At 43.7% G+C, this 22,656-nt stretch carries 19 protein-coding genes; 15 read left to right on the forward strand and 4 right to left on the reverse strand.

What is annotated here, in order from left to right; translation table 11 throughout:
- Position 1: 1 nt before the first annotated feature.
- The 8 genes from QQ041_RS13085 to QQ041_RS13120 all read left to right on the forward strand — a co-directional run bounded on the left by QQ041_RS13085 (position 2) and on the right by QQ041_RS13120 (position 6,813).
- The gene (locus QQ041_RS13085; RefSeq protein WP_050621443.1) at positions 2-904 is read left to right on the forward strand and encodes a type II secretion system F family protein; all 903 of its coding nucleotides are present in this window, start codon (positions 2-4) and stop codon (positions 902-904) included.
- Positions 901-1,743 (forward strand): type II secretion system F family protein, encoded by an 843-nt coding sequence (locus QQ041_RS13090; protein ID WP_285954145.1) that lies wholly within the window; start codon positions 901-903, stop codon positions 1,741-1,743. Before QQ041_RS13085 ends, QQ041_RS13090 begins: the two co-directional genes overlap by 4 nt.
- A 12-nt stretch (positions 1,744-1,755) precedes the next feature.
- Positions 1,756-2,493 (forward strand): lipopolysaccharide assembly protein LapB, encoded by a 738-nt coding sequence (locus QQ041_RS13095; RefSeq protein WP_285954146.1) that lies wholly within the window; start codon positions 1,756-1,758, stop codon positions 2,491-2,493.
- A complete protein-coding gene (locus QQ041_RS13100) occupies positions 2,480-2,962 on the forward strand; it encodes a TadE family protein (protein WP_285954147.1) in 483 nt (160 codons plus the stop codon). The genes QQ041_RS13095 and QQ041_RS13100 overlap by 14 nt, the downstream gene beginning before the upstream one ends.
- Positions 2,952-3,509, forward strand: a complete 558-nt coding sequence (gene tadF, locus QQ041_RS13105) for a tight adherence pilus pseudopilin TadF (RefSeq protein ID WP_285954226.1) — start codon at positions 2,952-2,954, stop codon at positions 3,507-3,509. Before QQ041_RS13100 ends, tadF begins: the two co-directional genes overlap by 11 nt.
- A gap of 10 nt (positions 3,510-3,519) precedes the next feature.
- On the forward strand, positions 3,520-5,076 hold the full coding sequence (locus tag QQ041_RS13110) for a TadE/TadG family type IV pilus assembly protein (protein WP_285954227.1): 1,557 nt from the start codon (positions 3,520-3,522) through the stop codon (positions 5,074-5,076).
- An 8-nt stretch (positions 5,077-5,084) separates the two neighbouring features.
- Positions 5,085-5,723 carry an OmpA family protein gene (locus tag QQ041_RS13115; RefSeq protein WP_285954148.1) on the forward strand — a complete coding sequence of 213 codons (639 nt, stop codon included), beginning with the start codon at positions 5,085-5,087 and terminating at the stop codon, positions 5,721-5,723.
- Positions 5,724-5,871: 148 nt separating this feature from the next.
- Complete coding sequence (locus tag QQ041_RS13120; RefSeq protein ID WP_285954149.1) at positions 5,872-6,813, forward strand: GGDEF domain-containing protein; 942 nt, start codon at positions 5,872-5,874, stop codon at positions 6,811-6,813.
- A 71-nt stretch (positions 6,814-6,884) separates the two neighbouring features.
- Here the strand turns inward: QQ041_RS13120 and QQ041_RS13125 are convergent, their stop codons facing one another.
- On the reverse strand, positions 6,885-8,144 hold the full coding sequence (locus QQ041_RS13125) for an adenylosuccinate synthase (protein ID WP_285954150.1): 1,260 nt from the start codon (positions 8,142-8,144) through the stop codon (positions 6,885-6,887).
- A gap of 206 nt (positions 8,145-8,350) precedes the next feature.
- On the opposite strand from QQ041_RS13125, the gene QQ041_RS13130 reads away from it, so the two are divergent.
- Together QQ041_RS13130 and QQ041_RS13135 are read left to right on the forward strand one after the other, a co-directional pair.
- Positions 8,351-9,223, forward strand: coding sequence for a LysR family transcriptional regulator (locus tag QQ041_RS13130; RefSeq protein ID WP_285954151.1), 873 nt, complete (start codon positions 8,351-8,353; stop codon positions 9,221-9,223).
- 192 nt (positions 9,224-9,415) lie between these two features.
- Entirely contained in the window at positions 9,416-10,330 is a 915-nt protein-coding gene (locus tag QQ041_RS13135) for a LysR family transcriptional regulator (protein ID WP_285954152.1), read from the forward strand.
- A gap of 46 nt (positions 10,331-10,376) precedes the next feature.
- On the opposite strand, the gene QQ041_RS13140 is transcribed toward QQ041_RS13135, so the two are convergent.
- Complete coding sequence (locus QQ041_RS13140) at positions 10,377-11,894, reverse strand: arylsulfatase (RefSeq protein ID WP_186728072.1); 1,518 nt, start codon at positions 11,892-11,894, stop codon at positions 10,377-10,379.
- Positions 11,895-12,268: 374 nt separating this feature from the next.
- On the opposite strand from QQ041_RS13140, the gene dmeF reads away from it, so the two are divergent.
- From dmeF to QQ041_RS13165, 5 genes are all read left to right on the forward strand, one after another.
- A complete protein-coding gene (dmeF, locus tag QQ041_RS13145; protein WP_285954153.1) occupies positions 12,269-13,264 on the forward strand; it encodes a CDF family Co(II)/Ni(II) efflux transporter DmeF in 996 nt (331 codons plus the stop codon).
- A complete protein-coding gene (locus tag QQ041_RS13150) occupies positions 13,242-13,658 on the forward strand; it encodes a MarR family winged helix-turn-helix transcriptional regulator (RefSeq protein ID WP_285954228.1) in 417 nt (138 codons plus the stop codon). The genes dmeF and QQ041_RS13150 overlap by 23 nt, the downstream gene beginning before the upstream one ends.
- Before the next feature lie 625 nt (positions 13,659-14,283).
- The gene (locus QQ041_RS13155) at positions 14,284-16,008 is read left to right on the forward strand and encodes a methyl-accepting chemotaxis protein (RefSeq protein ID WP_285954229.1); all 1,725 of its coding nucleotides are present in this window, start codon (positions 14,284-14,286) and stop codon (positions 16,006-16,008) included.
- Positions 16,009-16,250: 242 nt separating this feature from the next.
- On the forward strand, positions 16,251-17,249 hold the full coding sequence (locus QQ041_RS13160) for a DHH family phosphoesterase (protein WP_285954154.1): 999 nt from the start codon (positions 16,251-16,253) through the stop codon (positions 17,247-17,249).
- Between the two features lie 487 nt (positions 17,250-17,736).
- Positions 17,737-19,926, forward strand: a complete 2,190-nt coding sequence (locus tag QQ041_RS13165; RefSeq protein ID WP_285954155.1) for an immunoglobulin-like domain-containing protein — start codon at positions 17,737-17,739, stop codon at positions 19,924-19,926.
- A gap of 247 nt (positions 19,927-20,173) precedes the next feature.
- Here QQ041_RS13165 and QQ041_RS13170 read toward each other — a convergent pair whose 3' ends face one another.
- Together QQ041_RS13170 and QQ041_RS13175 are read right to left on the reverse strand one after the other, a co-directional pair.
- Positions 20,174-20,917, reverse strand: coding sequence for a class I SAM-dependent methyltransferase (locus QQ041_RS13170; protein WP_029235856.1), 744 nt, complete (start codon positions 20,915-20,917; stop codon positions 20,174-20,176).
- Between the two features lie 211 nt (positions 20,918-21,128).
- Positions 21,129-22,424 carry a diguanylate cyclase gene (locus tag QQ041_RS13175; RefSeq protein WP_285954156.1) on the reverse strand — a complete coding sequence of 432 codons (1,296 nt, stop codon included), beginning with the start codon at positions 22,422-22,424 and terminating at the stop codon, positions 21,129-21,131.
- Between the last annotated feature and the right edge of the window lie 232 nt (positions 22,425-22,656).

Here is a 22,656-nt window from a genome sequence, read left to right on the forward strand (position 1 = left end):
CATGCTTTGGGTTTCATTAATCCTGTTCGCGTTTGTGCTGCTTTTGATCCGAGATTCAAAGGTCAAAAAGGTCTACCAGTTTTTCAATATCGAAGAAGCGGAGGCTGAAAACTTTAATGCGATTAACGTGAAGTCATTAGTGCGTAAGCAGGGCTGGCAAAAGTTCAAAGATTCCATCTCACCAACATTAATGGTGTTAGGCCCGAGATCGTCGTTGTACATAGCCTTATATATAACGGGTAGCCTTATCGCGTCTTGGTACATCGTTACGGATCTACTCTCCATCACCAACTCTTGGTTGGTGCTTGGCTCCTCTTTGATGTTTACCTTCTTCGGTTATCGTTTTCTGGTAACAAGAAGGCGTCGAGATTTTGAGAATACGTTCCCTGACGCGTTGAATATTCTAATGAGTGCCGTCACCGCGGGTGACAGCTTAATGCAAGCCATCAGCTATGTGGGCGATGTCATGCACAACCCGATTGGCCGCGAGTTTAAGCTAATGGGAGAGCGACTGAAGTTAGGCGAATCTCCAGAAGTAGTGCTTCAACGATCGTGCAAAAACTACCCTTATCCAGAGTTTCTGTTTTTTACCGTGACTATCAGGGCGAATATTGCTCGAGGTGGCCAACTTAAGGGCGTGTTAGCACGATTGATTAGGGTTTTGGTTGACTCTCGTACACTAGAGAAAAAGAAGATGGCGATGACTTCGGAAGCTCGAATATCCGCCAAAATTGTTGCAGCTATTCCTCTGATTTTTATGATTATTCTTAACTACGTTAACCCTGAGAATGTGGATTTCGTTCTCTATGACCCTGAGGGAAGAATCGTATTGTTTTATGTACTGGGTAGTGAGCTGTTTGGCTTGTTCATTGTTTGGTTATTAGTAAGAGGAGTACGTGCATGATGTTACTGGCTTCCCTTACTGTGCTGTTCTTTTCGCTACTCTTTTTAATCGTCGATTCGATTCGTAAAGAGCAACGACACAAAAAAGTTGCACTCTACATTGGAGATGATGCTGTTCGTGCACCTTCTCGCGTAAACCGTTTTTTTGTTCGTTTTGGTAAAGAACATCGACACGAACTAGAGCAAAAAATGATCGAGGCGGGTTACTACAATACAGAGTGGGCGAAATTCTATTTCCCAGCCAAGTTATTGGTATTAGCGTTGGTTTCAGGCTTGGTTTTGTTAGGGGACATGACATCCACCAACAAGCTGCTCGTCGTTATTTTCTCGCTGATTGCTGTCATCGTCGTGCCTGATACTTTACTGCAAATGAGACGCAAGATGTTGATCAGTAGAACCTCGGCTCAACTGCCGTATTTGCTCGACATGATGTCGGTATGTGTGCAAACCGGTATGACGATTGAAGCCGCGCTGGTTTATTTGGGCAAAGAGTTAGCTGAATTTGACTCAGACCTTTGTTACCAAATTAAGCGCACATCGGATTCTGCGAAAATACACGGACTTGAAAAAGCGCTCAATGATCTGAGTGAACGTATCCCGACGCCACCAGTACGAAGCTTCGTACTGACTATAATCCAAAACTTGCAATACGGGACATCCGTGGCGCATGTGTTAAGTGATCTCGCAGAAGACATGCGAAAAGTGCAAATTCTTACGGTCGAGGAAAAGGTGGGTAAGCTTTCTGCGAAGATGAGTGTGCCTTTGATCCTCTTCATCATGTTCCCGATCGTTATCCTGATTCTCGCGCCGAGCATCATGCAAATGACATTGAGCATCTAGGGAGAATTACGAATGGTTGGAAAACGCATCGGTTTCATTTTGCTCACGTTGAGTGTGTTGGCGGGCTGTCAATCGGCCCCTTCACCACAAGACCAGCAGCTTGGCGACGTGACTAGCATGGAAAAAGTGAACAACTATGATGGCTTGATTAGCTATTACAAAGCTGAATTAGAGCAAGGCTCCGAAGACCCAGAAGTTAAAGAAAAATTGGCATGGGCTTATTTCTACAAAGGGGATATTGAATCGGCTGACTTTTATGTCCAACACTTGCAAAAACAGGGGTTCGAAAATCCCAACTTGTACCAATTAGAAGGCCAAGTGTTTGATGCAAAAAATGACATTGAAAGTGCCATTTCTGCTTACTTAGCCTCTATCGATGCTGGAAACAGAACAGGGCAAATTCACGTCTTGCTCGGTGTGTCTTACACCAAAGTTGGGAAATACGACGAAGCACAGAAAGAGCTCAACCAAGCTCGTTTACGCGGTTATGACGATGTCGTTGTTAAGAACAATATCGCAATGATTCAAATGGCCAATGGTGAGTATCAACAAGCGATTCAAACATTAGCCCCTGTGTTAAAAGAAGATCCTGCGAATAAAACCGTTAAAGCGAATCTGGCGATTGCCCTGATGAAAACCCAGCAAATCGATTCGGCAAAAAAGTTGCTCAAAGGCGATTTCTCAGCAGAAGAGATCCAGAGCATCGCTGCTGAACTAACTCAATTAGGAGTTAATGATGAAGCGTCTTAACATGCAGAAGGGCGTGACGGCGATTGAGTTTGTACTAGGTGCGCTTGTTCTGTTTTTTGCCACCTTTGCGATCTTCGAATCGAGTTACCAAATTTACGTTGTGAACATGACTGAGTATTCGCTGAGAGAAACTATCAGGAATACCAAAATATATGAAGGTAAAGGGATCAATGAGCAATACGAGAATAAGTTTAGGTCGTTAATTGAAGACGATGACAATCTTTGGAGTTTCTTAATTGATAGCTCACGTTTTTCTATCGCAGGTCAGTACTTCAAAACCTATGACGATTTTATCGCGAACAGGGGACACTCAGATCAAGGCTTGAACTTCAATTACGACTTAGCCGAGATCACTGTGACCTACCGTTATACCCCAGTCATTAAATTGGCCGGTGCCGCAGATCGAAATATTTCACGCACCATGGTTTTGAACCTAGAACACGAGGGGTGGGCAGATGATGCTCCGTAATCAAGGTATGTTTTCGAAACGTCGCCAACAAGGTTCTTACACCATTGAATTAGTTTTCATCCTTGTGGCTTTGTGGGGCGTTTACCTGTTTGCTGCAGACCTGAGTTATCAGTTGCTCGTGCGCGCCAAGCTAGACCGTTCCAGTTTTGCTTTGGTGAATGTCATTAAAGAGCGTACTCGCTACTTTGAAGCCGACGTGTTGGCAGGAAAGAACTTAGCCGTGACAAGCGCAGAACTACTAGATATGACGAAAGTAGCAAGTCGAATGCTCAATACACCAGTAGACAGTGTGGCGATCAAGATTGAGTCGTTGACCAATAAAACGAATGTCGCTGAATTCTCAACCAGCAAGTATCGAAGCTTAAATTGCCAAACCGATTCGATTCTCGATCATGCAGATTTAGCTCCGGTAGAAAAGGGTGTTGTGTATCCATTGTACCGCATCAGTCTTTGTGAAGAGGAGAGCTCTTGGTTCAAACCCTTCTTCAACGGTGGTACGAGTACCACGGTCAAGGTTGGCTCATCTTCAATAATGCCAGGGAGATAGTGAAATGAAAATGCAGCATGGGCGTCATATCAATCGCCAGCATATCAGTCTCCAAAGGCAACAAGGGGTTGCCGCGGTTTGGATGGGCTTATTGCTTGTTCCAATTATGGGCATGACCTTTTGGGCGGTGGAAGGCACACGTTATGTTCAGGAGACCAGTCGATTACGAGATTCCGCAGAGGCTGCAGCCATCGCAGTGACTATTGAAGATCAACCGGATCAGGCTCGAGCGCTTGCGACCAAGTATGTCGAAAACTATGTGCGTGATATCAAATCAACCAACCTTTCTGCAGACCGTTTCCACCAAGCGGAAGACGAGGGTGCTGGGGTTCTTGAATACATCCAATACACAGTGAATGCCAAGACGACACACGACTCTTGGTTTGCGAGTAGCTTTATCCCGTCTTTTGATCAGCAGCAAGACCTGGCGGGCCGTTCGTTAGCGAGAAAGTATCCGGTGTATCTTGGTGATAACAACATCGACATTGTTTTTGTGTCGGACTTTTCCGGTTCAATGAACGACAGATGGGGTTCAAATCGAAACAGAAAAATCGACGATTTGAAAACCGCCATCGATGAAATATCCAGTAAAATTCTTTGCACATCGATTAAACAGGACTATGTCAATGGAGAGTGGAAATACGTTTGTGACGAACCGGGAGAAGATACAACCGGAGACAAGTTGCTTAATCGAGTTGGCTTCGTGCCTTTTAACGTTCGAACGAGAGAAATCGTTTCGGGTAATAAAGCTAATGCAACAAGCCAATTGAGCTACAAAGATAACTATAAAACGAATGTATCACCTTATTCTTACAACGATGTTAACTGGGATTACTGGCGTACGTATTCGCAAGATTATGTACTTAGATGTGCTGGTCGCGAGTCACGTTGTCCAAATCCAAAATCGGATAATCGAAAGTACGCTAAACGTATTAAGGATGTGATTAATCAAGATAATTACCGAGTTGCTGACGTATATAACTATGTAGATTTACCGACATCAGTGTCGACGATGTTTACTGATAAGTCGGGGTTAAAGCCTGATTTCTATGGTGTGAGTGGAACAGAGCTATTTAATGCGCATGGCTCTTCCGATTCATCGCAGTTTTCCAACATTCGCTTATCGAACAAGCTTTCAGACTTGAATCCGATTAATTCGATGTGGGCAGATGGTGGTACGGCTGCTTTTCAAGGCATTTTGAGAGGTTCTCAGGTGCTCCATGACGGTGACCCGAACAGTTCCGATCAAGAAGAGCAGCAAGTCTACAACAAGAAAATCAAGATGCTGCTGATCTTAAGTGATGGGCAGGAAAGCCCGAATAACGGCATTCTCAAAGGGTTAGTCGATAGAGGCATGTGTGACAAAGCAAGAGAAGAAATACCAGGTTTATACATAGGTGTTATCGGAATTGATTTTCGAGCATCTCAGCAAAGTGGTTTTCAAGACTGCGTTGTCGACCCAAATGAAGACATTATCGATGTATCTAACCTAGATGAATTGATTGAAAAGATAGAAGAACTCATCCGTAAAGGCTCAAAAACAAGCGGAATAACTAAGTTGTACTAGAGGAAAATATGAAAAAGTTAATGATCAGTTCAATCGTCCTATCGACATTGCAACTTAGTTTTATCGCCAACGCAAAAGAAGGCATCAGTGTTTATTGCGATACTTTGTTCAGTGAGTATCAACACAGTGTCACGGTTGATGATGTCGTTGGTATCGCACAACACAGGCAGGGCTTTCTACAAATAGAGCAGTCGTCTGACAGCAGTGAGTTAAAACAAGTATTGGCAGGCCAGTCCAATCTGGGCATGAACCAATCAGGCTGTAAGACTTGGATCAGTAACCAAGAACGCAAAGGCTTGTTGGCTCGCCTCCATTTTGGTTTTGACCAACACAACTTAACGCCGATGGGCCGTAAAGCATTGAGTCAGCTCGCCGGTGAGTTAAAGACTAACGGCAGCGCGATTACGGTGGATGGCCACACTGACAGCACTGGCGAAGCAGGTTACAACCAAGCGTTAGGGCTTCAAAGAGCGCTGACTACGTCGGACGGTTTAATCGCGGATGGTGTCGAGAAAAATCGCCTTGTGATTCGTTCGTTTGGTGAAAGTGAACCGATCGCGTCTAACGCAACGCCAGAGGGTAGAGCGAAGAATCGACGCTCAGAAATTTGGGCCTCTACGAATGATGCTTCTGAATTAGAAAATTAGGATGTAGGGCTTGGTTGTTGCTTAGTGCTTGGTTGTTGCTGAGTGGTAGGCAATAACCGCCCTAGATGATAGCTCTCGGGATTTTTGTTACAACGTATACTAATGAATGTTCGATTAAGTTTAACTGTCTGATACTAAAGAAATATAAATGCTTTTTGATAAGTTCTCTTCTGAAGGGATGCAAAGAAATATCGATGTCGATACTTGGGTATCTATATTGGATAACATACGAGACATAATGGACGCATCGAATGCGGGCATCATCATGATCTCTGATTTGAGTTGCTCTGGTTCTGAGAGCGTGTGGAGCTCCTCAAACATATCGTGTAACCAACATAAGAGCAAAATTAGCCTCTTTTGTGAGTATGTGCATAACGAAAATCGCACGGTCTATTTGAGTGGTCACGCTGGTGGTGATTCCGTTTCTGCGAATGGTAAGGATGCCTATAAGTCTTTTTGCGGGGTTCCTGTTAGGGATATAGATGAAGAAGTGTTTGCGGTGCTCTTGGTGTTTGATTTAAGCCCAACAAGGTATACCGAAAGCCAAGTTAACTTGATTGAGAACATATCGACTCTATTGCGTTCTGAAATTTTGTTAAAAGAAGAGAGCAGGATTTTATACAAAAACAGTCACTTTGATATCATGACGACGCTGCTTAATCGAAGGGGCTTTTTCCATGAATTCAACAAAGCAAACATCAGCGATGGAGAGATCGTTTGTTTGTATTTTGATTTGGATAACCTGAAATATATCAATGATACGTATGGCCACTTCAAAGGTGATGATTACATATCTGGCTTTGCGTCATGTATTAAAAACAATTCAAAGTACAACACTATATCGGCCAGAGTCGGTGGTGATGAATTCATCGTCGTCATACACTCAGAAGAGCCTGGGTATGCTCGTGAATTGGTCAAAAAAATTCACGCTGAATTTCATGATTTCATTAAAAGTTTTCATTGTGATGATGAGGTGCCACTCGGTTTTTCATATGGTTGTGGTATCGCTGACTCTCGGAACTTCAATATCATTAATTTAATAAAGTCGTCCGATGAAAACATGTACCTCAATAAAAAAAATAAGATTTAGCCGTTTGTGACAGACGTAAAAAAGCCCACTGAATGTGGGCTTTGATGTAGATGTTTGTACCGTCTTCTTAACTAAGCTCGAATGATCATTTGCTCGCGTTCAGGACCTACCGATACCATTACAATTGGCACGCCCATCAACTCTTCGATACGAGTTACGTAATCTTGTGCTGCTTGAGGAAGGCTCTCAAACGTGCGGCAACCCGTGATGTCTTCATCCCAACCTGCCATATCTTCATAAACAGGTTTTAGCTCGGCAGTTTGCGGCCAAATTGGGTTCTCTGTGTGTTCACCTGAGTAAGCCGTACAGATCTTAAGTTCAGATAAACCAGACAAGCAATCAATCTTAGTCAGTGCGATCTCAGTCGCGGCTTGCAGGTCAACACCGTTGCGAGTTGCTACTGCGTCGAAGTAACCCATATCACGTGGACGACCTGTTGTTGCACCGTATTCGTTAGAGCTTTCGCGGAAGCTGTCTTGCTCTTCCATTGCCGTAACAAGCGTGCCAGTACCCACTGATGAGCTGAATGACTTAGCAACGGCAATAACGCGCTCAGGACGAAGGGCTGGTAAGCCACTACCGATACCTGCGTAAGCTGCAGTTACATTAGAAGAGGTCGTCCATGGGTATTCACCGTAGACAAGGTCACGACCTGCACCTAATTGAGCTTCAAATAGTAAGTTTGCGTCTTGTGATTGAAGTGCTTTAAGCGGCTCAGTCACGTTGCAAATGAACGGACGCCAAGCTTTAGTCACTTCAAGTAGCCACTCTGTCATTTCAGAAGCGGTTTGAGTGAAGTCACATTGAGGGTATAGCGCTTTGAGCTGAGGCATCTTCCAATCAAGCAGGAATTGAATGCGCTGCTCTAAAATCTCAGGTTGATTCAACCAACCCACAAGAATGCCTTTCTTCATTACACGGTCGCCGTACGCTGGCGCAATACCTTGACGTGTTGAACCGTAAGCACCATCGCCTAAACGTTCTTCTTCAAGCGTATCTTCAAGGGCGTGTATAGGTAGACACAGTGTCGCACGGTCTGAAATCGCCATTTTCACTTTGATGCCAGCCGCTTGTACTTCTGCAATCTCTTCAGTTAGCGCAGCAGGGCTGATCACCATACCTGGGCCAAGAACCGCCGTACAATCAGGATTAAAAATACCACTTGGTAGCTGGTGCAGTTTGAATGTACCGAAGTCATTTACTACGGTATGGCCAGCATTGTTTCCGCCTTGAAAGCGAATGCTAGCAGAAGCTTGGTCTGCTAAAAAATCGACGATGCGGCCTTTGCCTTCATCACCCCAGTTTGCGCCCACAACAACGATAGATGGCATAACTTTTCTCCTAACTGATTGAGAAATCATGTTAGGCTCACAAAGTGGATAAGAGAAATTAATTATCTTTATTATCTTGATAAGGATTTCATATGGCCCTAAAGTCTAAACCGACAAGCGAGACTCCCTATCACGTTCGTTCCTCACTGTAGGGAATGACGGGGTGAGACATACTTTGTAGTTGGAAGTAACACGTAAGAGAGGACATGATGCTTGATATCCATTTGTTGAAGACGTTTGTGACGCTTGCGGAGTACAAGCATTTTGGGAAAGCGGCCAATGCGCTTCATATGACACAGCCCAATGTGAGTTTGCACCTGAAACAATTAGAGCAACAAACACGTATAAAGTTAATAGAGAGAAGCCCATTTCAATTGACTCAAGCGGGTGAGCGGCTATTGGAAACAAGCCAAAGAACGCTACTCGAACTGCAGATTTGTCAGGCCGATCTCAATGCCATCAACGACCTTAAAATAGGGACGTTAACCATTGCTGTGAGTGACATCATTTCTCGATTCTTGTTGATTCGTCCGTTCCAGAAGTTCAAAGCGCAGTATCCCGGTATTGACCTTACGCTATTGAATACCACCTCATCTCAGGCATCGAGTTTAGTTAAAAATGCTCAAGCGGATATTGGTTTTGTTATCGCCAAAGAACAGCACAACGAGTCACTCTATTTCACTAAGCTGCAAGAGCTTTCTTGGTGTGCGCTTGGCGATGGGTTTGATATCCAAGACTCAGGTGCAGAGCTCTCTTTGATTTTACTTGGCCACGATACGAGAACGCGTGATTTCATTGATGAGGGTTTACCAAGCCTTAATCTACCAAGTTATAGGGTGATGGAAGTAGGGAGTGTTGACGCTCAAATCGACTGGGCAGAAGCGGGTTTTGGTGTGGCTATTGTCCCCGAGTTTGCGGTATCAACTAAGCCTCACCTGAATTCAAAAGTGACACCATTGATCAACTTCTCGAGCACCAGCCTCGGTTATATTGTTAGGCAGAACCAAGTGTTGTCGAAAGCGACCAAGCAGTTGTTAGGCTGGGTGAATGATGAGATTACCCTGTTGCAAAACCAATAATTCCATCTCTCAATTAGATCTATCTAGGCCCGCCGCGTGTGGGCTTTTGTGTTCTGTTAATCATAGTTTTCTAGCATGCTAATTCGTAGGTGACTTCCCAAAATAAAAGGCGCGTTAATGAAGTGCTTGGTTGATTCGGTATAATTCAATGATATGAACGTTACTTTAGTACGCTAGTTTGGTAAATAGAACATGAAAAACACCGATTTTAGTCTGATCCCGTATTTTGTTGTCATGATGGAAGAGCTCTCTATCTCGAATACCGCGAAACGTTTTGGCGTTACTCAACCCGCAATTAGTAAGGCGCTTAACCGACTAAAAGAAACCTATGATGATCCGTTGTTTGTGAAAACAAAGGAAGGCTATAGACCGAGCAGTTTTTGTTATGACATCTATCCCCAGATAAAACAGGCTTATGATGCCTTTGAGTCGACTTTTCCAAGTAAGCGAAAGTTCGACCCAACAAAAATTGAAAGGTCGTTTAATGTCGCTTGTATTAGTGGTGCGACTTATTCATTGATGAAGCGTGTATCGGATGTTCTTTACGCAGAAACGCCAGACATCGGTCTACATGTTGATCCTTACTACACCGCAGACATCATTCTTGATCTGCGCCAACACCGCTATGATTTGTGCATAGTTCATACACCGATAAATGACCCCGCAATGGAGTGTACTCAGCTCTCGAATGAACGCATGGTGGTGGCTTATGATAAAAACCATCCTAGATTAGGGGGCGAGATTACATTGGAAGAATACCTTGCAGAGAAGCATGTTCTTCATAGTATGTGGGATACCAAAGAGTCACCATTAACTAAAACCAGCAAATATGCGAAGAATAGAAAAGTTGCGCGAAAGGCGCCCGGACCTTTTGAAATGCTTGATATGGTCAGAGGGACGGATTGGCTTTGTATTAGTCAGGAATCGATAATTGAAAGGTTTGGTCTGATGGATGATTTTAAGTTATCACCGTTACCATTTGAATCAGACCTTGGGACTGAGTATCTGGTGTGGCACAAGAGTCGCAATGCAGATATGGCCCATTCATGGTTTAGAAAAAAGATTATTGATGCCTCACAAAAAAAGCCCCAGTGGGGCTTTAACTAGTCGTTATCTTTAGTCGCGGCAGCTTGACTATTTAGCCATTGCTTCGCTATTGCGCGTTTTGTGCTTGCATCTGCTGAATTAGCTTTTGCATTTTCAGCGTGTTGTAATTGATGTTTGCCGCGCTGAAGCCTTGGCCTTGTTGCATTGGGTAATCGTTTAGAGACCCCATGAACTTAATCACTTCTTGAGACATTGGTACGAATAACCACATATTGTCTACCATCCAACGAGTGTACATACCTGACTCTTTAGCCGCTGTTTCAAACGGGTCCATACGCAGGTTCGTAATTGAAGCCCAGGCCGGAACTTCACGAATAGCTGACTGCATGGTGCCTTCCATCATCGCAAAGCTTGCTTTCCAGTCGTTCCAACGAAGCGCGTTGAAGTCACCGTTTCCAGAGAAGTAGAAGATAGTTTCACGAGGTGATTTTTCAGTTTTACCTTCAAAGTATGGCATGAAGTTCGAGCCATCTAAGTGAACTCGCCAATCTTTATTGTTGAGTGAAACACCTTCTTTAAGGTCGTCAACGATAGAGTCGTTACCTGCTGCTGCAGCCAGTGTAGGTAACCAGTCCTCTTGAGACATTAGCGCGTTAACCGCAGAACCAGGTTTGATCACACCTGGCCATTTAACGATTTGTGGAACACGCATACCACCTTCGTAAGTTGTTCCTTTTTCACCGTGGAAAGGAGAAGTACCGCCGTCAGGCCATGTAAACTTCTCTGCTCCATTATCGGTAGAAAGGATAACAATAGTGTTGTCAGCAACTTCTAAGCGTTCAAGAGTATCAAGCAATGCGCCGACATTGTCGTCTAGTTGAACCATACCATCAGCGTAGATGCCTTGACCAGAAATGCCGCTGTAATGTTCGTTCAGACGAGTCCAAACGTGCATGCGAGTAGAGTTGTACCAGATAAAGAAAGGCTTATCTTCTTTTACAGATTTCTCCATGAACGTGATGGCTGCTTCGGTAAAGTCCTCATCGATGTTTTCCATACGAGCACGAGTCAGTGGACCTGTATCTTCAATTTTGCCATCAGAGGTTGCTTTGATAACGCCACGAGGCCCGTAGTTTTTTCTGAAATCTGGGTCTTTGGGGTAAAAGTAGGTTTCTGGCTCTTCTTCCGCGTTTAAGTGGTAAAGGTTACCAAAAAACTCATCAAAACCATGGTTGGTAGGAAGGTGTTTGTCTTGATCGCCTAAGTGGTTTTTACCGAATTGTGCCGTCGCGTAACCTTCTTCTTTTAGAGCGTCACCAATGGTAGGCGCCCAGTCAGGAATACCGTGCGCAGAACCAGGCATACCGATAGTAAGTAGGCCAGTACGGAATGGGTGTTGACCGGTAACGAACGCAGAACGACCAGCCGTACAAGATTGTTGTGCATACATATCCGTAAAGATAGCACCCTCATTAGCAATACGATCGATGTTAGGCGTTTCGTAGCCCATCATTCCACGGTTGTATGCGCTCGTGTTGTAATAACCAAGATCATCTGCCCAGATAGCAAGAATGTTCGGTTGGTCTGCAGCAGCGACGCCTTGTGCAACGCTGAGTGCGCCCATTGCTAACACGGTTTTGGTTAATTTAGTCAAGGTAATGTCCTTTCTTTAGTTTCTATTTGTTTAAAAAGAAAATACCAATTTAGTATTAACTCAGAGGACTACTGGGTATGAATTCTAGTTACTTAGAGGAATAGTGGAGCCGTGATCAGGGCTAGTGTTTTACTCAAAATCAGAGACCTGACCCAGAGTTATTTTTTGATTAAGTGCGCATTATTCATTTTCGTTCCATTTCGAAAACCAAATTCGCCGTTGACAAAGTTTGATAATCAAACTAAATTTCAATCAATTGCTTTGATTGTCAAATTACTTGTAAATCAAAGGGCTTTTATTAAACAACGAACATCTAACCACAAACACTAGCCAAGGACGCCATTTTGAGTTTTCCAACACGTCACCAACACAACTTTTCTTCACATAACAGCCAAGGTGAGAAACGCACGCTTTATGTCTTGTTATTGACCGTCGTTACCATGGTTGTCGAAATCGTTGCGGGCACTATTTACGGCTCGATGGCATTGCTTGCCGATGGTTGGCACATGGGGACGCATGCTGCAGCGTTTGGTATAACCTTGTTTGCATACCGATATGCGAAGAAACATGCCGACAGCGAACGTTTCTCTTTCGGTACTGGCAAAGTTAGCGTGCTAGGGGGCTACACCAGCGCGATTGCATTGGGTATTGTGGCGTTGTTGATGCTGGTGGAGTCAGTACATCGCTTGTTTAACCCACAAGCGATTCAGTTCAATGAAGCGATTATTGTTGCGTGTATTGGTTTGACAGTGAATGTCGTGAGTATGTTTTTGCTAGGGGACCATCATCATGACCACGGACATGATCATGGACACGAACACTCTCATTCTGAACATAAGGGACACAACCACAATCATCAACATGATGGGCATCAAGAACACACCGAGCACAAAGGGCACCATCACGATCACAACTTGCGTGCGGCCTACATGCACGTCTTGGCCGATACATTGACTTCTCTGTTGGCGATTGTTGCTCTGCTATTTGGTAAGTTTTACGGTTGGAACTGGTTGGATGCCGCAATGGGTATGGTTGGTGCGGCTGTGATTGCCAAATGGACAATGAACCTCATGAAACAGACAAGTCCAATCTTACTCGATCAGAATATTGACGATGAGTACCGTAACGGCATAACTGAAGCTTTAGCTCCTTATGCAGCCGTAACCGACTTACATATGTGGAAGGTGAGTGGGCATCACTACTCAGCGGCGATTACTCTTGAATCAAACAGTGATAAAACCGTCTCTGAATATAAACAAATGCTCGCCAAGTTTGGTAAGATTAATCATCTTACTCTTGAAGTACATTCAAATGACCATGCGAAATATAGAACAGCTTAACCAAATACTGACTGAGTTCTACGATAAAATGTCTTCGTGGGAGCAGTCTGTTGTCAAAGAGACGGGTTACTCCCTGGCTCAAGTACACACCATTGAAGTACTTGGTATGCATGGCGCGTTAAGAATGAAAGAGCTCGCTGAAAAGTTGGGTATCACCACGGGTACACTTACCGTTCAAATCGAAAAGTTGGTTAAAGCAGAATTGATTGAACGCCATGAACACCCAACGGATCGTCGTGCGATTGTGGTGGCATTAACTGATGAAGGTCATAAGATCCACGTTCACCATAATCGACTCCATTTGAATTTGGTTGATGAGCTGACGCAAGGCATCGAAGAAGACGAGAAAGCGGTGTTATTGAAGTGCTTAACCAAGATGGTGAAAGCGTTTTAGTCAGCCTTAAGTTCGCACCCTAACTTATTAGCGGCAAAGCGATTGATTAAGAAATCCAAAAATGGACCTGACTCGAATTAAGTCGGTCCATTTTTCTCGCCGTTTACGCTCGACAGTACAATCACCAATCGATGGATTCACAGTTTAAAAAAACAAGTCAAAATATCCAATATTGCTCTTCGCTCTTGCTCCTTTTATGAGCCAAAAAAACGTCATTTCTAACCCTTCGGTCAATAATAGTCCAAAGTGTTTTAATTCAAAGTCTTATATAGCGGGGTGTTCAGGCCTTCACGCTCCGTCAAATAGCTGTCTCTCACTTTTATCATTCAACTAATGTACATGTATTCAATTTGTGTTATTGATGCATTTATCTTTAGTGAGAAGGATCATTCTCTGTTTGAATACCATTGAGAATGTCACTGCTGGTGGACTAAACAGTCGCTAGGTTTAGTGCTCATTACTGATACAAAAACCATAACCATAACAATAACCAGGTCGCACGAATTAGATATCCATTCTTCGATGCGATTCATTTAGATACTCATAGTTAATTTAGTAAAGACGAGCCGCATATATGAATATAAAGAAAAAGCTCTATTCGTTGGGGATGTTCTCCATCTTCGGTATGATTTCACTGCTATTTACCACATCACAATTTGCAGACACCACCGCTCAAATGAGCGAAGCTAAACAAATTACCAAAGAACTTGAAGTACGATTGCTCAACCTTCGCCGTAACGAGAAAGATTTCTTACTGCGTAGCGATATGAAATACCTCGATAAGTTCGACGTAAACTACAACAAATTCTTAGCGTCTGAATCTGAACTAGGAGCAGTGTTAACTGATTTAGGTTTAGCCAACAGCACACACTTACGTGAAGACATCGAAACCTACCACACAAGCTTTGTTAACTTAGTAAAAGCGAGTGAAGTCTATGGGTTAGCGCGAGACAAAGGTTTGCTAGGCGAGTTTCATGTTTTGCTCGATAACATCAGCGCGACAGCCAGTGCTGAACAAAAAATCGAGCTTTACCTGTTTAATGACTTAATTGAGAAGGGGAAGTTTGACCCGAGTGTTCTTTCTATAACTTCGAATATGAGTAGCTCAGCTGCTTTGATAGATGCTGCTCGTCAAGTGGTTGAACAAAAGCGAGTGATTGGCTTGAAGCACAACGAAGGTCTGCTTGGGCAAGCCCGCTCTGGTTCACACGCTATCGAAACTCAGTTTAAAGAGTTTTCCGCTGTATTAGACCAAGAAACCCAACAAGAGATGGACAAACTATCGCTGATCAACAACATCCTTTGCGTCACGCTACTCGTGTCGATCATTCTGTTCAGTTGGTTAATTGTCCGTTCTATTATCGGCAAGATTGAGTCACTGCTTTCGGTGATTCGCAACATCGTTGATTCTAACGACGTGTCTATTCGTTCGCACCTTGATGGCAAAGACGAACTCGGCACTTTAGGCCAATACTTCAACCAATTGCTTGATCAGCTAGAAGGCTTGATCGCGGCATCTCAATCTAAGTCACAGCAACTGACACAAAGCACGTCGAACATGCATGACGAGCTAGAGTCAGTAATCAAACAGTTTGAAGTGCAAGCTAACCATACCTCAACCATGACAACCTCAGTGCAAGAGATGGTACTCACCATTGGCGAAATTTCTGAAAGCACATCGGTTGCTGCAGAAGGTGTTCATCAAGCGAAAGTGAATGCAGACAAGGGCCGAGAGGTGGTTGTCGCGACCATCGATAATATTACTCAGTTGTCTGAACGCCTTTCAAGCAGCCAAGATTCGATCAGCTCATTGAACCATCATGTTGATCAAATCGGCGATGCAGTAAACATCATCCAAGGCATTGCAGAACAAACCAACTTATTGGCATTGAACGCAGCGATTGAAGCAGCACGTGCCGGTGAACAAGGCCGAGGCTTTGCGGTGGTTGCCGATGAAGTTCGAGCGCTGGCAAGCAGAACGCACCAATCAACGACTGAAATTACCAGTGTAGTAACGGCAATTCAGAGCCAAATGAATGCTTCGATGACAGAAATTGGTGAGTGCAATCAACAAGGTCAATTAACACTAAAAGATTCAGAAGAACTTGATGCTAGCCTGCAGCTTATCTTAAGCGACATGGAAAGCATCCAGGGCAACTCTGAGCGTATTGCATCAGCGATTGAAGAGCAGGGTGCTGTTATGGCACAAGTGAGCGACTCAATCACCGAGTTAAACACCATTTCAAGTGATAACAACGCTTCGGCGCAACATTGCTTAGTTGAAGTGGATAAAGTCGCAGAGCAAGCCCATGAGATGGATAAAGCGGTGGCGCAGTTCAAGACCTCTTAGAAGCAACCTAGTTGCATTAAGGAAGAGCAGCCAAACAACTTAATAGAAAGGCGCGGGTTATCTGCGCCTTTTTTGTACCTGATGGATAGGCAAGTTCATGGACAGGTATAAATAAGAATAAGGCATTCCAAAATATACTTAAGTATCTGTGAAATATAACTAAAATAATGACAGACTATCGAATAAACGAACGTATTGGCGCGTTTCTGGCAAACGGTTAAATCTATAGGAAGAGGAACAACATGCACTACGACGTATTCAACGGAGACGCAGATGGCATAATCGCGTTGTTACAGCTGCGATTAAGTGAGCCACGAGAGAGCGTGCTCATTACTGGTGTAAAGCGTGATATCAAGTTGGTCACTCAAGTTGTTACTCAAATTATGGAGCCGGGTAAGCAAGGTGACATTTCTTCCGTTACCGTTTTAGATGTGTCGATGGAGAAAAACTTATCTGCATTGAACTCACTGCTAGACGCCAACATTAATGTATTTTATTGCGATCATCATCGAACTGGTGAGGTACCTGACTCTAGCTATTTGGATACTCTGATTGATACCGCGCCAGAGAGCTGCACGAGCTTGCTAATTAACCAGAAGCTGAATGGTGCGCATGTGGCTTGGGCAATCGCGGCTGCTTTTGGTGATAATCTAAAAACTGTGGCCATGCGGTTAGCGGATGAAAATGGATTCGATCAATCCCAAACAGAGTTTTTGGAAGAGCTAGGTACCTTGGTGAACTACAACGGTTACGGTTCGTCACTCAGTGATTTGCATTTCACGCCAGCTGAGCTTTACAACATTCTTTATCAATACCCAAATCCGTTTGATCTTTTGGATGATAAAAACTCTGTGTTTTATCGACTACGAACTGCCTATCAAAGTGATCGCCAGCAGCTATCAAACCTTGTTCCTGTTTATGAAAGTGAAGTCGCACGTGTGTTTGAACTGCCAGGTGAGACTTGGGCAAGGCGCATCAGTGGCGTATTTGGTAATGAAATCGTCAATCAAGATCCAAACCGAGCGCAAGCAGTATTAACGAAAAACAAAGATGGAAAGTCTTACACGGTGAGTTTACGGGCACCATTATCAAACAGAATAGGCGCGGATGAAATTTGCTCAAGTTTTGCAACTGGTGGAGGAAGAAAAGCAGCGGCTGGAATTAATCAACTTAATGAACTTGATAAGGTGAATTTTATTTCACTATTGGACGCATATTATTCATCTGGTGCTGAGGGTTAACTGAAAAATTCCTGAGGTATACATCCAAAATTCCACAAATTTTCACTCCTATATTCCGTTATACGTGTGTATCTCTAGCACATGTATGACGATTATATCCAAGCTATTTTAGTGATGTCACTCGCAATGGTATCTGGTCTGAGGTCAGTGATTACGGCATGTTTGGGGTGATTTTTGCCGATTTAAAGTTCGTTTTTTCTTATTGGTTATTTTTTATGTTTTTGGTTAATTATCTTAGTGAATTAAGGTTGATTAAATATTTGCTCAATCAATGCATTTAGCTGAAAATAACAGATTTTAGCATTTCAATTTGAATGAAAAGTCAAAATCATATTGATTCTGATATTCAATCTGTGACTTAAAATCACAAGTTAAATCAAAGGTCATCTTTTCCTATAAATTCCATTACTTCTCTATAAATATTCATGATTACAATGAATTGGTTCGGTTGTGATTGGCACAGCTGTTAAGTAAGGAAGTGGGACTAATGTTGAAACGTAAAGCTCTACAATTAGCAGTATCGGTCGGCATGGCGGCTATGTCTGGCGCTGTTTATGCGAATGGTTCAGATATGACGAATCCAGATTCAGGCGTCGTAGTTGGCTATTGGCATAACTGGTGTGACGGTGGCGGCTACCAAGGTGGTAATGCGCCGTGTGTGACGCTAGATGAAGTGAGCCCAATGTACAACATCGTGAATGTATCATTCATGAAAGTGTACGATGTAGCGGATGGTCGAATCCCAACTTTTAAACTGGACCCAACGGTTGGGCTTTCAGAAGAACAATTTATTGACCAAATCTCAGAACTCAACAAGCAAGGTCGCTCTGTACTGTTGGCTTTGGGTGGTGCAGATGCACACGTAGAGTTAGAAACAGGTGATGAAAGAGCCTTTGCTGATGAGATCATTCGTCTCACGGAGCGCTATGGCTTTGATGGTCTAGATATCGACCTCGAGCAAGCGGCCGTTACTGCTGCAAACAACCAAACCGTTATTCCAGATGCGCTGAAGCTAGTGAAAGATCACTACCGCGCAGAAGGCAAAAACTTCCTTATTACTATGGCGCCAGAGTTCCCGTACCTAACGACGGGTGGTAAGTATGTTCCTTACATCGATAACTTGGAAGGTTACTACGATTGGATCAACCCGCAGTTTTATAACCAAGGTGGCGACGGCATCTGGGTTGACGGTGTAGGCTGGATTGCTCAAAACAACGATGAGCTAAAAGAAGAGTTCATTTACTACATCTCTGACTCTCTAATCAACGGTACTCGTGGTTTCCATAAGATCCCGCACGATAAGCTTGTGTTTGGTATCCCTTCGAGTATTGACGCAGCGGCAACTGGTTTTGTGAAAGAGCCACAAGACCTATACGACGCGTTCGATAGTTTAACTGCTCAAGGTCAGCCTTTACGCGGTGTAATGACGTGGTCTATCAACTGGGATATGGGCACCAACAAAGCCGGACAAGCATACAACGAACAATTCATTAAAGACTACGGTCCATTTGTTCACGGCCAAGTGACACCGCCACCGGTTGAAGGTGAGCCTGTGTTGAAAGGTGTTGAGAATACACGTGTTCTTCACGGCACTGTTTTTGACCCGATGGAAGGCGTGACAGCAACAGATAAAGAAGATGGTGATTTAACCTCATCAATTGATGTTGAAGGTTATGTCGAGACCAGTGTTATTGGAACTTATGTGCTGACTTACCGCGTAAAAGACAGCGACAACAATGAAACAACCAAGGCAAGAACGATAGAAGTTTACAGCCAAAAACCTGTTTTCGATGGCGTGTCGGATACTACTGTAGTGCTTGGTAACTCATTTGACCCAATGGCGGGTGTTACAGCAAATGATGCTGAAGACGGTGACCTAACAAGTTCAATTACACACACTGGTAGTGTCGATGTGAATGAGATAGGTAACTACACGCTTGTGTATAGCGTAACAGATAGCGCGAACCAAACTGTAACCGCTGACCGTAAAGTGTCTGTGACGGATGGTTCTAACTGTGCTGCTGCATGGGATGCCGACACCGTTTATGTTGAAGGTGACCAAGTATCGCATGATGGAGCAACGTGGGTTGCAGGTTGGTATACTCGTGGCGAGGAGCCGGGAACGACAGGTGAGTGGGGCGTTTGGAAAAAAGCGTCAGACAGTTCATGTGGCGGCAACCCTGATCCAGGTGGTGATTTAGAGCTAAGTGTATCTGGTCTTCAGTCGGAATACATTCTAGATAATGGCAATGTACGTTTACAGTTCACACTAGCGTCAAACGAAGCGCTTGATGTCACCGCAACGGTGAGCAATAGCTCGGATACTGTTGTTGAACAGACTAACGTGAATCTAACTGATAGCCGCACGATTACTATGGAGCTGAGTGATGTTGCAGAAGGTCAGTACCAGCTTGAAGTGGTTGGTACTGCGACAGACGGCGAAGTGGTGATGGTGGATAACTCGTTCTCAGTAAAAGAAGAGGGCGGAACAACACCTCCTCCGGGTAACTACCCTCCGTATGCAGCTGGTACTAACTACGAAGCAGGTGACATTGTGGTAGGCAGCGACAATGGTCTATACGAATGTAAGCCTTGGCCATACACGGCTTGGTGTGCAAGCGCATCTTATGCTCCTGGTGACAGCCAGTACTGGCAGGACGCTTGGACAAAGCTTTAGTCTTATAGTTTAACGCTAGCAATATAAAGTAGACGATCAAAGAGAGGCCATTGTGCCTCTCTTTTTTATGTTTAAACATTTCTGATTTAGAACTTTGATAACCGTCTTGATCTCAAACTCGGTACTTTATATCACCTTAGATAACACTATGACGCAATGTGATATTGGATACGCGATAAAAATAAAGGCAAATATGGGTTCTTTGTTGATCTATGTGTTTAGACTAATTTGCTGCGTATCGACTTCTCTAGATTTTCACACACGTGATCAGCGCATTGCCGGATTGAGTATCCCAAGGTATCAGTTTGTCGTAATCGTGCTCGAATATATTAACCTCGAAGTAGGGCTTCAATATTTCGATTAATTCCTTAAACGAGAATGCCACCATCGGGTGTTCATCATTCCACACTTGAGTTTCACCCGCGGTCGTCTTTTCAATACTAAGCTTTAGCGCTTGCTTATCACCCTGACCAGAGTAATACCAACCAGAACGGAACGTGAAATCGTCTTTGTCTTGGTTTGTTGTGTGTCTAACAAATAGGTCGTTACTGATCTTGTCTTTATCCACCACGTTAAAACAGAAAATGCCTTCAGGCTTTAATGCGCGATGTACACTTTCAATACACTCTTTAAGTTTCTCTAGGCCATCGTTGTAATGGATGGAATACAAGAAACAAGTGATAAGATCGAGTGGTTCAGTGACCTCAAAGTTACTCATGTTTTGTACTGAGAACTTGGCTTCTGGGCAGCGAACTTCTGCGATGTCTAACATCGGCTTGTTAAGATCTAGGCCACCGCTTTGGTAACCAAAATCAATAAAATGACGAACGTGTGGGCCAGTGCCACAAGCTAAGTCGAGGTGTGTTTTTCCTTCATTTCCAAAGATTTGATGGAGTCTACGGACGCAGTTACTTTGCGCTTGGTAGTCAATATCTACACACATTAAGTCATAGTAACCGGATAGGTCGGTATAGAGTGCGTTAGCGGACATGTTTGCCTGCAGCATAAGCTGAAAAATTAGGGTGGCGCATCATATACCGAAATGCAGAGAACGCAATCAAATATCGATCAATATAAGCGCTTTAATTGTTGGTGGTTGTACTTTAATTGTGGACGGTGGAGTTCAATTCGTGCAGTTAGTCGACTGACTTTACGTATATTTAAACTATCTCCGGATTATGAATGAGAGGAGGTCGCTATGATTACGAAAGTGCTTCATAGCACACCGTGTCGTCGTTAACTAAGACTTGGTTTTTCCCCCTTGTTTTCGCAAGATAAAGCGCCTCATCAGTCACACGAATAAGTGTATCAATGGTGTTGGCAGAGTGGCACTCGCACTGGTTGGTAACGCCAATACTCACGCTCGATGTAAATTGGTGGCGATTAAATCCAAAAAAGATATGTTGATTGAAGGTGTGGCAGATTCGTTCGCCAATGATTTTGGTATGCGCGGACTTCGCTTTTGGAATGAACACAATAAACTCCTCGCCACCCCATCGTCCTACTACACCCCCTAACAATTCAACGTGAGTTTTAATGGTGTCTGCTAAGTGCTTAATGACCGTGTCACCGACTGTGTGCCCAAACCTGTCGTTAATCGATTTGAAGTCATCAATATCAATCAACATACATGACATCACCATATGCTGATTAACCGGTTTTTTTAACCAATCGTAAATAGCACGTCGATTGAGCACATGTGTTAAATCGTCATGCATCGCACGATGCAGTAACTCCTTCTCTAGCAAAACCTTATCAGTGACTTCCTCAAGGATAACTTGAATGGCGTCTTCACCTTCCCAGTTAATCACGTTGTCATAGAGGTTGAAGTATTTATAGGAGCCATCGAAACACTGGTTAGATACCACGGAACTAAAGTTCGGTGTATGGCCGTCGAGAATATTGCCACAGCGTCTTATCGCAGCTTCGCGCTGATCTTCAGGTACAATGGATATGATAGAGTCCATAGCAAGCACTTGTTCTATAGATCCTGCACCTTGCTGCTCAACCCATGTTTGGTTGACCATTAAAGGCTTGAAGTTTCTATGGATCAAGATCCCTTGTTTTGATGTGCTGAGTAGCTTGCGGTACATACGATCGGTTTCGTTACGTTTGCGCTGAGCTTCGACTACGGATGTAATGTCAATGATAGTCACTTTGAGCGCGGGTTTGCCATTGAGTTCAATAATATGTGATAGGCAGAAGATAGAAATGTTGCGGTCATTGGCTGGAATATCTGTATACAACTTGCCTTTGTTGAGCTTGCCTTTTATTGCTTCTAAATAACGCTTTTTTGCTAGGTTTTGGTAATTCTCAGGGACCAATGCATAAACAAATTCTACGTTCAGTAAAAGTTCTTCCCGGCTTCGGTAACCAAAGATTCGGGCGATCTCATTGTCTACATCAATAATTCGGTGATTTTGTAGAGTCATATGCCCTTGCGCGGAATCGAAGTTCTGGCAGGGTGTTGTGGTGGTTAAATCTACTTGAATGCTCATATCGACCGGACTACTTATTCGTTAAACTGAAACAGCTGTTGCTCCCTCGCTGCTGCGACCTACGGGCTTTGCGGCACGCTTTTATGACGAGACTAGATAGGAAAAATATGGTATCTAGGTAAACCCAGTGTGACATTTATAATTTTATGATTAATCAGTAATTTTACTGATTCAAACCGAGTTCTTGAAAAGGAAACAATTCAGGAAAGTAGGCCAGTAATTAACGCCAAAT

Source organism: Vibrio sp. TMPB1044 (assembly GCF_030442075.1).
GTDB lineage: Bacteria > Pseudomonadota > Gammaproteobacteria > Enterobacterales > Vibrionaceae > Vibrio > Vibrio satsumensis.

Excerpts from the sequence above, each read along its gene's own strand:
- QQ041_RS13165 (WP_285954155.1), top strand. The coding sequence starts at position 17,737 with ATGTTGAAACGTAAAGCTCTACAATTAGCAGTATCGGTCGGCATGGCG.
- QQ041_RS13090 (WP_285954145.1), top strand. The coding sequence starts at position 901 with ATGATGTTACTGGCTTCCCTTACTGTGCTGTTCTTTTCGCTACTCTTT.
- QQ041_RS13110 (WP_285954227.1), top strand. The coding sequence starts at position 3,520 with ATGCAGCATGGGCGTCATATCAATCGCCAGCATATCAGTCTCCAAAGG.
- QQ041_RS13115 (WP_285954148.1), top strand. The coding sequence starts at position 5,085 with ATGAAAAAGTTAATGATCAGTTCAATCGTCCTATCGACATTGCAACTT.
- QQ041_RS13120 (WP_285954149.1), top strand. The coding sequence starts at position 5,872 with ATGCTTTTTGATAAGTTCTCTTCTGAAGGGATGCAAAGAAATATCGAT.
- QQ041_RS13125 (WP_285954150.1), bottom strand. The coding sequence starts at position 8,144 with ATGCCATCTATCGTTGTTGTGGGCGCAAACTGGGGTGATGAAGGCAAA.
- QQ041_RS13150 (WP_285954228.1), top strand. The coding sequence starts at position 13,242 with ATGCGAAATATAGAACAGCTTAACCAAATACTGACTGAGTTCTACGAT.
- QQ041_RS13160 (WP_285954154.1), top strand. The coding sequence starts at position 16,251 with ATGCACTACGACGTATTCAACGGAGACGCAGATGGCATAATCGCGTTG.
- QQ041_RS13085 (WP_050621443.1), top strand. The coding sequence starts at position 2 with ATGCTTTGGGTTTCATTAATCCTGTTCGCGTTTGTGCTGCTTTTGATC.
- tadF (WP_285954226.1), top strand. The coding sequence starts at position 2,952 with ATGCTCCGTAATCAAGGTATGTTTTCGAAACGTCGCCAACAAGGTTCT.
- QQ041_RS13135 (WP_285954152.1), top strand. The coding sequence starts at position 9,416 with ATGAAAAACACCGATTTTAGTCTGATCCCGTATTTTGTTGTCATGATG.
- QQ041_RS13130 (WP_285954151.1), top strand. The coding sequence starts at position 8,351 with ATGATGCTTGATATCCATTTGTTGAAGACGTTTGTGACGCTTGCGGAG.
- QQ041_RS13100 (WP_285954147.1), top strand. The coding sequence starts at position 2,480 with ATGAAGCGTCTTAACATGCAGAAGGGCGTGACGGCGATTGAGTTTGTA.
- QQ041_RS13175 (WP_285954156.1), bottom strand. The coding sequence starts at position 22,424 with ATGAGCATTCAAGTAGATTTAACCACCACAACACCCTGCCAGAACTTC.
- QQ041_RS13155 (WP_285954229.1), top strand. The coding sequence starts at position 14,284 with ATGATTTCACTGCTATTTACCACATCACAATTTGCAGACACCACCGCT.
- QQ041_RS13170 (WP_029235856.1), bottom strand. The coding sequence starts at position 20,917 with ATGTCCGCTAACGCACTCTATACCGACCTATCCGGTTACTATGACTTA.
- QQ041_RS13095 (WP_285954146.1), top strand. The coding sequence starts at position 1,756 with ATGGTTGGAAAACGCATCGGTTTCATTTTGCTCACGTTGAGTGTGTTG.
- QQ041_RS13140 (WP_186728072.1), bottom strand. The coding sequence starts at position 11,894 with ATGGGCGCACTCAGCGTTGCACAAGGCGTCGCTGCTGCAGACCAACCG.